The sequence below is a fragment of the Saliterribacillus persicus genome, from assembly GCF_003337485.1.
In the GTDB taxonomy this organism is placed as follows: Bacteria; Bacillota; Bacilli; order Bacillales; family Amphibacillaceae; genus Saliterribacillus; species Saliterribacillus persicus.
This window is the reverse complement of sequence record NZ_QPJJ01000010.1, coordinates 21,261-36,068: the sequence shown is the minus strand read 5'-3', so window position 1 is coordinate 36,068 and position 14,808 is coordinate 21,261. Positions and strand designations below refer to the sequence as shown.

Sequence of the window (14,808 nt, the reverse complement as noted above, 5' to 3'; positions counted from 1 at the left end):
ACATGATTGAACGTTATACTAGAGAAGAAATGGGATCTATTTGGACAGATGAAAACCGATTTAAAGCATGGTTGGAAGTAGAAATTTTAGCGTGTGAAGCTTGGAGTGAGCTTGGCAATATACCTAAAGAAGATGTAGAGAAAATTCGTGCGAATGCCTCTTTTGATGTGGATCGTATTTTTGAAATTGAACAAGATACACGCCATGATGTGGTAGCCTTTACCCGCGCCGTTTCTGAAACACTAGGTGAAGAACGTAAATGGGTACACTACGGCTTAACGTCAACAGACGTTGTAGATACAGCACTTTCTTATTTGTTAAAGCAAGCAAACGAAATTATTCGTAAAGATATTGAGAACTTCATCGAGATTTTAAAGGAAAAAGCAATTGAACATAAACATACCGTTATGATGGGTCGTACCCACGGGGTGCATGCAGAACCAACTACGTTTGGTTTGAAGCTTGCGTTATGGTATGAGGAAATGAAACGTAACTTAGTTCGCTTTAATGCAGCTGCTGAGGTTATTGAAACTGGTAAGCTATCAGGTGCTGTTGGGACGTATGCAAATATTGATCCGTTCGTAGAAGAATTTGTTTGCCAGAAATTAGGGTTAGCTGCTGCGCCAGTTTCTACCCAAACGTTGCAACGTGATCGACATGCACAATATTTATCTGCGCTAGCACTTGTTGCTTCGTCGATTGAAAAATTTGCTACAGAAATCCGAGGACTTCAGAAAACAGAAACAAGAGAAGTAGAAGAATTCTTTGCAAAAGGCCAAAAGGGGTCATCTGCTATGCCTCATAAGCGTAACCCAATCGGCTCTGAAAATATGACAGGAATGGCTCGTGTTATTCGTGGTTATATGGTTACAGCCTATGAAAATGTTTCCTTATGGCATGAGCGTGATATTTCGCACTCCTCTGCAGAACGCGTAATTTTACCAGATGCCACAATTGCACTGAATTATATGTTAAATCGTTTCAGTAATATCGTGAAAAATCTTACGGTATTCCCAGAAAATATGAAGCGTAATATTGACCGCACATACGGCGTTATCTTTTCTCAACGCGTATTATTATCCTTAATTGATAAAGGAATGAGTAGAGAAGAAGCGTATGATATCGTGCAACCAAATGCGATGAAGGCGTGGGAAACGGCAACACATTTCCGTGATTTAATTGAACAAGAAAAGAAAATCACCGAAACATTAACACCAGATGAAATAAGTGATTGCTTTGACTATACGTATCACTTGAAAAACGTCGATCAAATTTTCAAAAAAATCGGCTTAGCATAAGAATCACGTACGAAAAACTTGGATATGAGGTGAAGCAAAATGAAGGATCAATTACTTTATGAAGGAAAAGCAAAGCAGGTTTTTACCGTCAAAGGGGACGATAATCTCCTTGTTCTTTCTTATAAAAATGATGCAACAGCATTTAACGGTGTGAAAAAAGCGAATTTTAAAGGAAAAGGTCGTTACAATAACTTAATTTCAGCAAAGGTATTTGACTACTTAGCTGCAAATGGAGTGGCTAGTCATTTTAAAGAAGCTTTAAATGATACCGAACAGCTGGTTGAAAAAACAACGATTATTCCTTTAGAAGTGGTAGTTAGAAATGTTGCAGCAGGTAGTATTACAAAACGAATTGGACTTGAAGAAAAAACACCTTTTCAGCCTGCACTTGTTGAATTTTTCTATAAGGAAGATGCGCTAGGTGATCCTTTAATAAATGATGAGCATGCATTATTTTTAACAGACTGCACACAGGCAGACTTAGAAGAAATTAAAAAAATGGCTCGCCTCGTAAACCAAAAGCTTCAAGCATTTTTTAAAGAGATAAATCTACAGCTAGTAGATTTTAAGTTGGAATTCGGACGCAACAAAAACGATGAGATCATTCTTTCTGATGAGGTCTCTCCTGATACGTGTCGCTTATGGGACTTATCAACTGGAGAAAAGATGGATAAGGATGTTTTCCGCGAGGATTTAGGCGATTTAGTTACGGTATACGATCATATTCTTTCGAGACTGGAGGCAAAATCATGAAAAAAGTAAAAATTCATATCACATTAAAAGAAGGGGTACTTGACCCACAAGGTAAGGCGGTACAAAACTCATTAAACACATTAGGCTACGACGGTGTAGGTGAAGTGCGTGTCGGAAAATATATGGAATTATTTATCGAAGATTCGGCTGACATAGAAAAACAGGTAGAAGAAATGTGCAGAAAATTATTAGCGAATCCAGTTATCGAAAATTATGATTACACAATAGAGGAGGGCGTCACACAGTGAAATTTGCAGTAGTGGTGTTCCCAGGTTCTAACTGTGATCGTGATATGTACCATGCAGCAAAGGATGCGCTTGGCGAAGAGACAGAGCTTGTTTGGTATCAGGATGCTAACTTAGATGCGTATGACGCGATTTTATTACCAGGCGGATTTTCTTATGGAGATTACCTGCGTTCAGGTGCGATCGCTTCTACTTCTGCTATTGTAACGGAACTAAAAAAGCAAGCAGAAAAAGGTGTGCCGATTTTAGGCGTATGTAATGGATTTCAAATATTACTAGAATCAGGATTACTTCCTGGTGCAATGCTTCGAAATAAAAACTTAAAATTCATGTGTCGCTTTGAAAACTTAGTAGTAGAAAACAATAAAACGATGTTTTCTTCTGCTTACAAAAAGGACGAAGTTGTATCGATTCCAATCGCACATGGCGAAGGAAATTATTACTGTGATCCAGAAACATTAGCTGAATTAAAGGCTAACAATCAAATTGTTTTTACCTATCAAAACAACCCAAATGGGTCAGTTTCAGATATAGCAGGAATTATCAGTAAAGAAGGAAATGTATTAGGCATGATGCCACACCCTGAACGTGCTGTTGAGGATTTGCTTGGCAGTGCAGATGGATTAAAATTGTTTCAATCAATGCTAGAAAACTGGAGGGAACACTATGTTGCAGGCGCCTGAAATTACCCCTGAAATGGTCGAGCAAGACAAACTATACAAAGACATGGGTTTAACAGATAAAGAGTACGATATGATCAAGGACATTATGGGGAGAAAGCCAAATTTCACTGAGATTGGTATTTTTTCTGTAATGTGGTCGGAGCATTGTAGCTATAAAACATCAAAGCCGCTTCTTAGCAAGTTTCCAACAGAAGGTCCACAGGTTATTCAAGGACCTGGTGAGGGTGCTGGGGTTGTTGATATTGGTGACGGTCAAGGTGTTGTATTTAAAGTAGAAAGTCATAATCACCCATCAGCGGTTGAGCCTTATCAAGGTGCTGCAACTGGTGTTGGTGGAATTATCCGTGACGTTTTCTCGATGGGTGCTCGTCCAATCGCATCGTTAAACTCCCTTCGCTTTGGTAACTTAAATACAGGTCGTGTGAAGTATTTATTTGAAGAAGTTGTCCACGGTATTGCAGGCTACGGTAACTGTGTTGGTGTTCCAACCGTTGGTGGTGAAGTGCAATTTGATGACTGTTATGAAGGAAACCCACTTGTTAACGCAATGGCTGTTGGGTTAATTGATACCAAGGATATTCAAAAAGGGATTGCAGCAGGCCTGGGAAATACGATTATGTATGTTGGTTCTAAAACTGGTCGTGACGGGATTCACGGTGCAACATTTGCTTCAGAGGATCTTTCTGAGGATTCCGAGAGCAAGCGCTCGAATGTTCAAGTGGGCGATCCTTTTATGGAAAAATTATTAATCGAAGCATGTCTTGAAGTTATCCACTCTGATGCATTAGTTGGAATTCAAGATATGGGTGCAGCAGGTCTTACTTCTTCTGCGAGTGAAATGGCAAGTAAAGCTGGCATGGGGATGGAAATGAATTTAGATTCGATTCCACAGCGCGAGGAAAACATGACAGCATATGAAATGATGCTCTCAGAATCGCAAGAACGCATGCTTTTATGTGTGAAAAAGGGTGAAGAACAAGAGATCGTTGATATCTTCAAAAAGTATGGATTAGAAGCGGTAGCAGTTGGTGTTGTTACCGATGATAAAATGTTCCGTTTGGTTCATAACGATGAAGTTGTTGCCGATATTCCGGTAGACTCCCTTGCAGAGGATGCACCAATTTTTTATAAAGACTCGAAAGTTCCAGCATATTATACAGAATATCAAGCAATGCCAGATTACGTGCCTGCAGTGAATGATTACGCAGGTGCACTTAAAAAATTATTATTGCAACCAACAATTGCAAGTAAAGAATATGTCTATGATCAATATGATGCGATGGTGCAAGCAAATACGGTCCTTTCACCTGGATCTGATGCAGCAGTCGTGCGAATTCGTGATTATGATAAAGCAATCGCCATGACAACAGACTGTAATTCTCGTTATATTTACCTCGATCCAGAAGTTGGCGGTAAAATTGCGGTAGCAGAAGCGGCACGTAACATTGTCTGCTCTGGTGCGAAGCCATTAGCTTTAACAGACGGTTTGAATTTCGGTAACCCGGATAAGCCGGAGAACTTCTGGCAAATGGAAAAAAGTGTAGAAGGTATGAGTGCAGCTAGCTTAAAGCTTGATACGCCTGTTATTAGTGGGAACGTATCCCTTTATAACGAATCAAACGGTCAAGCAATCTTCCCAACTCCAATCGTAGGTATGGTTGGTTTGCACGCTAGCTTAAAAGATATTACACCATCTTTCTTCCAACAAGAAGGAGATGTGATCTATCTAATTGGTGATACGAAAGCGGAATTTGGCGGAAGCGAGCTTCAAAATTTACTAGAAGGAAAATACTTCGGTAAAGCACCGGCGATTGATCTTGACGTAGAAGCAAAAAGACAAGCGCAGCTATTAACAGCTATCCAACAAGGCCATGTAAGCTCTGCGCACGACTTAGCAGAAGGCGGACTAGCTGTTGCAGTAGCAGAAAGCCTTTTTACAAATAAAAAACTAGGAGCGTCTATCACCGTTTCAGGAGACTTGACGGCTGCTTTATATAGTGAGACACAATCACGATTCTTAGTATCAGTGAAAAAAGAGGAAGCAGAAGCTTTCGAAAAAGTAGTAGAAGATGCTGTTCGTATTGGCGAAGTAACAAACGACACTTTATTACAAGTGAAGCACGGTAAAGAAGTAGTGATCGAAGAGAAAGTTGACGCACTACAAGCATTATGGAAAGGGGCTATACCATGCTTGCTGAAATCAAAGGCTTAAACGAAGAATGTGGTGTATTTGCAATTTGGGGACATGAGAAAGCAGCGGAGATGACTTACTACGGATTGCATGCACTTCAACACCGAGGACAAGAAGGCGCAGGTATCGTCACAACCGATGGAGATAAAATGCACGTGCATCGCGGCGTTGGTTTAATTAATGATGTATTTTCGGAGGATGAATTTGACCGATTAACAGGGCACGCTGCAGTTGGCCATGTGCGTTACGCAACGCAAGGTGGCGGCGGCTTTGAGAACGTCCAACCACTAGTTTTTCGGTCGCAAACAAAAAGTATGGCACTTGCACACAACGGAAATTTAGTTAATGCGCATGCGTTAAAAAATCAATTAGAAGCACAGGGCAGTATCCTGCAAACAACTTCTGATACAGAAGTAATTGCGCACCTAATCAAGCGAAGCGGTAATGTTTCAATGGAAGATGCGATTACTAGCGCCCTTAGTATGATCAAGGGAGCTTATGCTTTTAGTATTTTAACAGAGGATCAACTATTTATTGGCCTTGATCCACGCGGTTTGCGTCCATTATCAATTGGCCGGTTGGGTGATGCGTATGTTGTCGCATCTGAAACCTGTGCCTTTGATTTAATTGGTGCAACCTATGAACGTGAAGTAAGACCTGGTGAACTAATTGTTATCGATAAAGATGGTTTTCGTACGAAGCAATTCACTTCACCACTTAAGCGTACGCTTTGTTCGATGGAATATGTTTATTTTTCAAGACCAGACAGTGATCTAGACGGATTAAATGTCCATGCGAGCAGAAAAACAATGGGGAAACAGCTTGCAAAAGAAGAGCCAGTTGAAGCGGATGTAGTAACAGGTGTTCCAGACTCCAGTATTTCAGCTGCGATTGGCTTCTCTGAAGCAACAGGTATTCCTTATGAGTTAGGTTTAATCAAAAACCGCTACGTTGGACGCACCTTTATCCAACCATCGCAGGAGCTACGTGAGCAAGGGGTGAAAATGAAGCTTTCCGCAGTTCGTGGTATTGTTGACGGCAAGCGTGTCGTGATGGTGGATGACTCGATTGTACGCGGAACGACAAGTAAAAGGATCGTTCGCTTGTTAAAAGAAGCAGGTGCGACAGAAGTGCACGTGCGTATCGCTTCCCCACCAATTCAAAATCCTTGCTACTACGGTATTGATACTTCTACCAAGGGAGAATTGATCGCAGGGAATTATTCGATTGAAGAAATGCGTGAAATTATCGGAGCGGATAGTCTAGGCTTTTTAACAACAAAAGGATTAGAGGATTCGATCGTAAAGGATGCAGAATCCGTGGAGCATGGCGTTTGCCAAGCTTGCTTTACCGGTAATTATCCGACGGAGATTTATCCAGATACAGAAATACCAGCATATAAAGAATAAGCGAACGGCGGAATTAATCGCTCGAGTGGCGGAATAAACCGCTAGGGTGGCGGAATAAGTCGAAAGAGTGGCGGAATTATACAAGAGACTGGCGGAATAAAGCCACACAGCGGCGGAATCCGCTCGCACGGCTAGTAAGAGAAGCTTTTAACTTGGCGGATAAGCTTCCGCGAATACCCCTCAGAATGGCTAAGGGGTAGTTTTTATAACACTATAGGAAATTATAGAAAGTAGCTGATTATAGTATAAGTAAAACTAAGGCTTTCACCATAAAGACTCGGTGATAAGCCAAGTTTTTCTAAAAAAGCTAACTTCAAAACGATAAAGGAGTTAAAAAACATGCGCGATATCTATAAAGAAGCTGGTGTGGATGTCCATGCGGGCTACCAAGCGGTTGAGTTGATGAAAAAGCATATTAAAAAAACGAATCGTAAGGAAGTAATCGGTGGTGTAGGTGCGTTTGCGGGATTGTTCGATTTAAGCGGATTTTCCTACAAAGAGCCTGTGCTTGTTTCGGGTACAGATGGTGTCGGAACCAAGCTGAAGCTTGCTTTTGAGCTGGATAAGCATGACACGGTCGGTATCGATTTAGTGGCGATGTGTGTGAATGATATCGTGGCACAGGGTGCTGATCCGTTATTTTTCCTCGATTATATTGCGTGTGGAAAAAATGATCCAGAGAAAATCGAGCAGATCGTGAAAGGCATTACCGATGGCTGTGTCGAAAGTAGTGCTGCCTTAATCGGCGGGGAAACGGCTGAAATGCCTGGCATGTATCAAGACGGAGAATACGACCTTGCAGGATTTGTGGTTGGGATGGCTGATAAATCGTCTATTATCACAGGAGAAACAATCCAGCCTGGCGACAAAATAATCGGACTTGCTTCAAGCGGCGTGCACTCGAATGGATTCTCTTTAGTGCGAAAAGTTCTTGCTGACAACAAGCTTGCACTTGACGCACCTGTTGAGGAGCTTGGGAAAACGTTAGGTGAGGCATTACTAGAACCAACGCGAATCTATGTAAAAGCGATTCAGCAGCTTAAGCTTGATTTAACGATTAAAGGGATCAGCCATATTACTGGTGGCGGCTTTTATGAAAACTTACCGCGTGCATTACCAGAAGGCATGGGAGCATCGATTGTGAAGGATAGCTGGGACGTTCCGGCAATCTTCCCGTATCTCGCAAAACAAGCCGATTTCAGCTTAGAGGATATGCTAGGTGTGTTTAATATGGGTGTTGGTATGGCTGTGATCGTTGAGGAGCATGAGGCTGCGATGGCGATTCAATTATTAGAAGACATTGGCGAAAAAGCAGCAATTATCGGAGAGGTGACAGATGAAGCAGGGGTGACGTTGATCGATGGCTAAAAAGCGACTTGCAGTATTTGCCTCTGGAACAGGAAGTAATTATGACGCGATTGTCGAAGCGATTCAAAAAGAAACGCTTGATGCTGAGGTTGTGCTTCTTGTTTCAGACAAACCTGCCGCGAAAGTAGTAGAGAAGGCGAAAGCTAATCAGACACCAGTATTTGTTTTTGAACCGAAAAAGTATGCAGGTAAAGAAGCGTTTGAAGCGGATATTGTTGCAGAGCTTAAAAAAGCGCAAGCAGAGCTAGTTATATTAGCGGGCTATATGCGCTTAATCGGCTCAACATTACTTGAGGCGTATGAAGGTCGAATTTTTAATATTCATCCTTCACTCCTGCCATCTTTTCCAGGATTAGATGCGATTGGACAAGCCTTTGACGCTGGAGTTAAACTAACCGGTGTAACTATACATTACGTGGATGCTGGTATGGATACGGGGAAAATTGTAGCGCAAGAAGCGGTCCGGATTGAAGACGGCATGACAAAGGAATCACTCCAGCAAGCGATTCAAGAGGTGGAGCACCGTCTGTACCCAGATACGATTCAACAATTTATAGAAAGCGGGGAATAATCAATGACAAAACGAGCATTATTAAGTGTTTCGGATAAGAGTAATCTAGTTGAGTTTGCGACAGGACTCGAGAAACTTGGATACGAACTAATTTCAACTGGCGGTACGTTAAAAGCGCTGAAAGAAGCAGGTCTAACCGCACGTCCTGTATCAGATATTACAAATTTTGATGAAATTTTAGATGGACGTGTCAAAACACTTCATCCATACATTCATGCAGGGCTTTTAGCGCGCCGTGATGAAGAATCTCATATCAAGCAATTGGAAGAACGCGATATTTCACCGATAGATGTAGTTGTCGTGAACCTTTATCCGTTCAAAGAAACGATTGCGAAAGAAGATGTTACAGAAGAAGATGCGATTGAAAACATTGATATTGGTGGCCCGACAATGCTTCGTTCCGCTTCAAAAAACTTCCGTGATGTAACGGTTGTAGTTGACCCAGCAGATTATAACGATACACTTGAAAATTTACAGCAATCTGGCGGTACAGCAGCATTCCGTAAAAAATTAGCAGCTAAAGTTTTCCGTCACACCGCTAATTATGACGCGATGATCGCTAACTATTTTGTTGATATTACTGATGAAAAGGATCCAGAAACCTTCACCGTCACGTATGAAAAAGTGCAATCCCTTCGTTACGGAGAAAATCCGCACCAAGAAGCGGCATTCTACAAAGAAGGAAATGTCAAAGGCGCTTCGATTGCGAACGCAAAGCAGCTGCACGGAAAAGAGCTATCCTATAACAATATTCAAGATGCGAACGCAGCACTGGAAGTTGTCTTAGAATTTAGCGAAAAGCCTGCTGCTGTGGCAGTTAAGCACATGAATCCTTGTGGCGTCGGAATTGGAGATTCCATTTTAGAAGCATACCAAAAGGCATACGAAGCAGATCCTGTTTCCATTTTCGGTGGAATCGTCGCATTAAACCGCGAAGTAGACGAAGCAACTGCTAATCTATTAAAGGATATCTTTTTAGAAATCGTCATCGCACCAAGCTTTTCTGAAAAAGCATTAGAAATTCTGACAGTGAAACCAAATATTCGCCTGCTTGAAACACCAATCGAGGTTAATGAATCGGATTCGAAAAAAGTAGTCAGCGTTATTGGTGGCTTGCTCGTTCAAGATCGTGACCATGGTCGCGTAAATGCTGATGGCGTAGAAGTGGTGACAGACCGCAAGCCTGATGCAAAAGAATTAGAAGAACTCTTATTTGCTTGGAAAGTATGTAAGCACGTGAAATCAAATGCGATCGTTGTTGCAAAAGGCGATCAAACCGTTGGTGTTGGTGCCGGACAGATGAATCGTGTCGGCGCAGCAGCTATTGCCTTTGAACAAGCTGGAGACAAAACGAAGGATGCGGTACTTGCTTCTGATGCCTTTTTCCCAATGCCAGATACTGTGGAAAAGGCAGCAAAAGCTGGTATTAAAGCAATCATTCAGCCAGGTGGCTCAAAGCGTGACCAAGATTCTATCGATGAATGTAACAAGCATGGCATCGCGATGGTCTTGACCGGCATGCGTCATTTTAAGCATTAATTTTTGATTAAGGATTCCCTTCATTCGTGAGGGAATCCTTTCTTACACGTCTATAAATATAGTATCGATAACGTGGAGCGAAAGAGGAGGATTCGATGAAAGTTCTAGTGATTGGAAGCGGTGGACGCGAGCATATTATTGTAAAAAAATTAAAGGAAAGTGAACGTGTAACAGAGATATTTGTCGCACCTGGTAATGGCGGTATCGAAAAGGATGCAACATGTGTAGCTATTAAGGACGATCAAATTGATCAGCTCGTTACCTATGCACTTGAAAAAGGAATTGACTGGACGATTGTAGGTCCAGAGGTTCCGCTAACAAAAGGTGTGGTGAATGCCTTTAGAAAAGCTGACCTTAAAGTGTTTGGCCCAACAGAAGAAGCGGCGATTATTGAAGGTAGTAAGGATTTCGCTAAATCCTTTATGAAAAAATATGATATCCCAACAGCAGGCTATGAAACTTTTTCAGATGTAGAAAAAGCGAAAGCATATATAAAAGAACAAGGCGCACCAATTGTTGTAAAGGCAGATGGACTAGCAGCAGGTAAGGGTGTTGTTGTCGCTGAAACAGTTGAACAAGCACTTGAAGCGGTTGAAAACATGCTGACGGATAACCAATTTGGTGACGCCGGAAGCCGTGTAGTTATCGAGGAATTTTTGGATGGGAAAGAATTCTCCCTTTTTGCTTTTGTAGAAGGAGAAAATGTCTATCCAATGATTCCAGCCCGCGACCACAAGCGCGCTTATGACAATGATCAAGGTCCCAACACAGGTGGGATGGGCGCGTATGCCCCCGTGCCAGATGTAACAGAAGATGAAATTAATTTCACGATCGAGAAAATCCTGAAGCCCGTTGCAAAAGGAATGATCGCAGAAGGCAGAACCTATACAGGCGTTTTATACGGCGGCCTAATCCAAACCACGGAAGGACCAAAGGTAATCGAATTTAACGCAAGGTTCGGTGACCCTGAAACACAAGTCGTCCTGCCACTTCTAGAAAATGATTTAATCCAAGTAATCGAGGACGTAACTTCAGGACGCGATCCACAGCTTTCGTTCAAAGATGCCTATGCGATCGGAACAGTCGTCGCTTCCAAAGGCTACCCAGGTGCTTATGAAAAAGGTGTGGAGCTCCCGGCGCTAGATTCCGGTAACCAAGCCTACGTGATCCATGCTGGTACAGCTCGCACAGCAGATGATACCTTCGTATCAAACGGCGGACGCGTTCTCCTAGTTGGTGCCGTAGCAGACACCCCAGACAAAGCACAAGCAGAGATCTATCAATACTTAACCCGCTTTGACGAATCCGACGCATTCTTCTATCGCAAAGACATCGGATTCAAATTAGATAAGTAATAGACATGCTCACCCTAGCCCGGTGAGCATTTTTTTGGATTCGATTCGCTGAAGTTGCAAGCAAATGCGCGAAGTTGCAAGCAAATCACAAAAGTTGCAAGCAAATCACAGAAGTTGCAAGCAAATGCGCGAAGTTGCAAGCAAATCACAAAAGTTGCAAGGAAATCACGGAAGTTGCAAGGAAATCACGGAAGTTGCAAGTAAACGCGCGAAGTTGCAAGCAAATCACGGAAGTTGCAAGCAAATTGCAAAAGTTGCAAACAAATCATGAAAGTTGCAAGGAAATCACGAAAGTTGCAAGCAAATCACGAAAGTTGCAAGCAAATCACGAAAGTTGCAAGGAAATCACGAAAGTTGCAAGGAAATCACGAAAGTCGCAAGCAAATCCCCAAAGTCGAGAACAAATCGCGAAAGTCGAGAGCAAATCACGAAAGTCGAGAACAAATCGCAAAAGTCGAGAGCAAATCACGAAAGTCGAGAACAAATCGCGAAAGTCGAGAACAAATCTCCAAACCCGAGAATAAATCAAACTCCATCGACACCCTCTGCCTTCAGGCCAGAAAATTCTACCAGTCTGTGATAAGATTAATGTACAAGCATTGATAATACTAGGAGGAATGTTCATGGTTCGTGATATGCAAGAGACAATTCGAGAAACGAATAAAGTACTCAGAAAAAATGCCCTGCACACGATTTTAGAACAACTCGATAATCGCGTTATGCAAATTAACAAAAAAGAACGCAAGAAAAAATACAATAAAATGAAGCAAGATCCCTATAACTTTTTTCGCGGAAGTGCCTACTTATTTTATTATGATGTAAGCAGAATTCCATTCCAGTTTCACACACCAGCTGATAAGCCTACCTGGATTATGGGGGACATGCATCTTGATAACTTCAGCACCTTTGAAGATGAGGAAGGCAACTTAGTATTTGACGTAGATGACTTTGATGAGGGATATCTAGGCTCGTACCTTTACGATCTGCTCCGCATGGTCGTAAGTATTCGTTTGACCGCAGAAAAGCAAGGAATCACAGATGATAAGGATGAGGATAAACTGGTGAAGGCTTATTTAAAAAGCTATCGTAAACAATTGAAGAAATTCACCAAACAAGAAGAAGATCCAGTCACAACAGTATTTACAATCGAAAATACAAAAGGCCCGATCAAGAAAGCATTAAAGAAATTAGAGGAACGAAAAGAAACACACGAACTCACCAAACAAACAATAACGAATGAGGACGGCGTTCGAGTATTTGATCGCAACAAAGAGAAGTTAAAAGAAGTATCTGCGAATGAATATAAAGCAATCCAAAAAGCTTGGGACGATTATCAAAGCACCCTTCCAATTGGAAAATTTAAAGAAGACCATCATTTTGAAATAAAAGACATAGTGAAAAAATTAGGCTCAGGCGTTTCCTCTACTGGGCTCAATCGATATTTTGTCTTAATTGAAGGAAATCATCCAGACAAAAATAAAGATGATATTATTCTAGAAGTGAAGGAAGCAAGGCCGCCGGTGCCCGCGTACTTTTTCGAATACAATGAAAATTTCTGGCAGCACTATAACCACCAGGGCGAGCGCGTAATCGATACCCAAAAAGCCATGCACCATAAAGCAGACCCATATCTTGGATTTATGGATATTGGTAATCGCTCCTATTATGTTAGAGAGCGTTCTGCCTTTGACAAAGATATCGATCACGATGACTTCACTAGCTATAAAGCAATCGAGCAAACGGTGAAAACAATGGGGAAAATCTCTGCCAAAATCCATGCACGTGCCGATGCTGACGTTAAGAAAGGACTGCTCGCCTATCATAGTGAAGAGGCAATATTAGATACGATTGAACAGGATCGAAAAGGATTCACCCGCGAACTAGTCACGTGGTCCCGTTTCTATAAAAAACAAGTAGAGGAAGATTACGAGTATTTTCTGGAATGGCTCGAAACTTACTTTTACAAGAACAAAAAGGAGAACTAAAGATGGCAGATGAACACCAAAAAAATGCTGAACTAAAAGTGAATGTGATGATTATAACCGTTAGCGATACACGAACCAAAGAAACGGATAAAAGTGGTAAGCTGATGAAACAGCTCCTACAAGAAAATGGTCACCATATTCACACGTACACCATCGTAAAAGATGAAGAGGCAGAGATTAAAGCTGTTTTGGAAAAAGGGTGTCAGGATAGCGCAATTGATGCGGTCTTATTAAATGGAGGTACTGGAATCGCGTACCGGGACGTCACGATCGAAGTGGTAGAGGAGATATTGGATAAAGAAATCCCGGGCTTCGGTGAAATTTTCCGCGTGCTTAGTTATCAGGAGGATATTGGCTCATCAGCAATTCTTTCAAGAGCGACAGCAGGTGTCTCAAACCATACGGCAGTTTTTTCTACTCCTGGTTCTACAGGTGCGGTGAAGCTTGCAATGAACAAATTGATTGTGCCAGAGCTTGGTCATGTCGTAAATGAAATAAAAAAAGATAGAAAATAACAACACATGCAGAAATAGATGAAAAGTAAAGGCGGAGAAGCATGAAAAAAACATTTGAACTTAACTATGACAACTGCGATATTAAAATCGAAAATAGATGGTTTAGTGGAGAAAAGCTATATATCGATGATGAGTTACAGGATGAAAATCTTGGACTTAGCTTTAGGGGAACCTTAAACGGGGTACTAGCAACACCGACAGGAGAAAAGAAAATAAAAGCAAAGCTTGGCGGTATATTTAGAATTCACTGCAAAATATTCGTTGATAATAAATTGATCTTTCCAACAGAAAAATAAAAAAGTCCCAATCACAGCTCAAAACCACGTGATTGGGACTTTCTATTTTGAGACAGCACTGAACGTTGATATCAGTAAGCAGTAAAAACCTATTCTCGTTTATATGTACCGCTTTTCCCACCGGTTTTCTCAAGTAAATAAGTTTCACCGATTACCATCCCTTTATCTAACGCCTTACACATATCATACACTGTTAATGCAGTCACAGATGCTGCGGTCAAGGCCTCCATCTCAACACCAGTACTACCCTTAGTTTTAGCCTCTACCGTAATGGTTAGAGTGCGGTCACTAGATGCTTCTTCCTTTATCCAATCAAATGTGATATTCACCCCGCTAAGTGGGAGTGGATGACACATTGGAATAATCGTAGATGTCTGCTTGGCTGCCATGATTCCAGCAACTTGTGCGACGGAGAGCACATCCCCTTTTCCAATCGTTTGTCCTTCGATTCCTTGATAAATTTTTTCGGTTACACGAATGCTTGCGTGTGCAAGTGCAGTTCGGTGCGTAACTTTTTTATCTGTAATGTCGACCATCTTTGCACGGCCTTGTTCGTTTATATGCGTAAAATCTGTCATATTTATCACATTCCTTCCAGTG

General features: G+C 41.7%; 15 protein-coding genes. 14 read left to right on the top strand and 1 reads right to left on the bottom strand.

The features are described from left to right. The first annotated feature begins 2 nt into the window (after positions 1-2). The 14 genes from purB (at position 3) to DFR57_RS12075 (ending at position 14,208) form a co-directional block, all read left to right on the top strand. Complete coding sequence (purB, locus tag DFR57_RS12145) at positions 3-1,298, top strand: adenylosuccinate lyase (RefSeq protein WP_114353481.1); 1,296 nt, start codon at positions 3-5, stop codon at positions 1,296-1,298. A 39-nt stretch (positions 1,299-1,337) separates the two neighbouring features. Further along, the gene (gene purC / locus DFR57_RS12140) at positions 1,338-2,051 is read left to right on the top strand and encodes a phosphoribosylaminoimidazolesuccinocarboxamide synthase (protein WP_114353480.1); all 714 of its coding nucleotides are present in this window, start codon (positions 1,338-1,340) and stop codon (positions 2,049-2,051) included. Beyond that, positions 2,048-2,299: a phosphoribosylformylglycinamidine synthase subunit PurS gene (gene purS, locus DFR57_RS12135; protein ID WP_114353479.1), complete on the top strand. Its 252-nt coding sequence runs from the start codon at positions 2,048-2,050 to the stop codon at positions 2,297-2,299. The genes purC and purS overlap by 4 nt, the downstream gene beginning before the upstream one ends. Then, the gene (purQ, locus tag DFR57_RS12130; protein ID WP_114353478.1) at positions 2,296-2,979 is read left to right on the top strand and encodes a phosphoribosylformylglycinamidine synthase subunit PurQ; all 684 of its coding nucleotides are present in this window, start codon (positions 2,296-2,298) and stop codon (positions 2,977-2,979) included. The genes purS and purQ overlap by 4 nt, the downstream gene beginning before the upstream one ends. Continuing rightward, a complete protein-coding gene (gene purL, locus DFR57_RS12125; protein WP_114353477.1) occupies positions 2,963-5,191 on the top strand; it encodes a phosphoribosylformylglycinamidine synthase subunit PurL in 2,229 nt (742 codons plus the stop codon). Before purQ ends, purL begins: the two co-directional genes overlap by 17 nt. Beyond that, positions 5,167-6,579: an amidophosphoribosyltransferase gene (purF, locus tag DFR57_RS12120; protein ID WP_114353476.1), complete on the top strand. Its 1,413-nt coding sequence runs from the start codon at positions 5,167-5,169 to the stop codon at positions 6,577-6,579. Before purL ends, purF begins: the two co-directional genes overlap by 25 nt. Positions 6,580-6,918: 339 nt before the next feature. Beyond that, a complete protein-coding gene (gene purM / locus DFR57_RS12115) occupies positions 6,919-7,947 on the top strand; it encodes a phosphoribosylformylglycinamidine cyclo-ligase (protein WP_114353475.1) in 1,029 nt (342 codons plus the stop codon). Next, positions 7,940-8,518 carry a phosphoribosylglycinamide formyltransferase gene (gene purN, locus DFR57_RS12110; RefSeq protein ID WP_114353474.1) on the top strand — a complete coding sequence of 193 codons (579 nt, stop codon included), beginning with the start codon at positions 7,940-7,942 and terminating at the stop codon, positions 8,516-8,518. The genes purM and purN overlap by 8 nt, the downstream gene beginning before the upstream one ends. 3 nt (positions 8,519-8,521) lie before the next feature. After that, complete coding sequence (gene purH / locus DFR57_RS12105; RefSeq protein WP_114353473.1) at positions 8,522-10,057, top strand: bifunctional phosphoribosylaminoimidazolecarboxamide formyltransferase/IMP cyclohydrolase; 1,536 nt, start codon at positions 8,522-8,524, stop codon at positions 10,055-10,057. Between the two features lie 95 nt (positions 10,058-10,152). Continuing rightward, on the top strand, positions 10,153-11,412 hold the full coding sequence (purD, locus tag DFR57_RS12100; protein ID WP_114353472.1) for a phosphoribosylamine--glycine ligase: 1,260 nt from the start codon (positions 10,153-10,155) through the stop codon (positions 11,410-11,412). Between the two features lie 124 nt (positions 11,413-11,536). Next, entirely contained in the window at positions 11,537-11,683 is a 147-nt protein-coding gene (locus DFR57_RS18280; protein WP_170132974.1) for a hypothetical protein, read from the top strand. Between the two features lie 352 nt (positions 11,684-12,035). Then, positions 12,036-13,397 (top strand): DUF2252 domain-containing protein, encoded by a 1,362-nt coding sequence (locus tag DFR57_RS12085; protein WP_114353469.1) that lies wholly within the window; start codon positions 12,036-12,038, stop codon positions 13,395-13,397. 2 nt (positions 13,398-13,399) lie between these two features. After that, positions 13,400-13,912 carry a MogA/MoaB family molybdenum cofactor biosynthesis protein gene (locus DFR57_RS12080; protein ID WP_114353468.1) on the top strand — a complete coding sequence of 171 codons (513 nt, stop codon included), beginning with the start codon at positions 13,400-13,402 and terminating at the stop codon, positions 13,910-13,912. 41 nt (positions 13,913-13,953) lie between these two features. After that, entirely contained in the window at positions 13,954-14,208 is a 255-nt protein-coding gene (locus DFR57_RS12075) for a hypothetical protein (protein WP_114353467.1), read from the top strand. An 89-nt stretch (positions 14,209-14,297) separates the two neighbouring features. On the opposite strand, the gene moaC is transcribed toward DFR57_RS12075, so the two are convergent. Then, positions 14,298-14,786, bottom strand: a complete 489-nt coding sequence (moaC, locus tag DFR57_RS12070) for a cyclic pyranopterin monophosphate synthase MoaC (RefSeq protein ID WP_114353466.1) — start codon at positions 14,784-14,786, stop codon at positions 14,298-14,300. Positions 14,787-14,808: the final 22 nt, after the last annotated feature.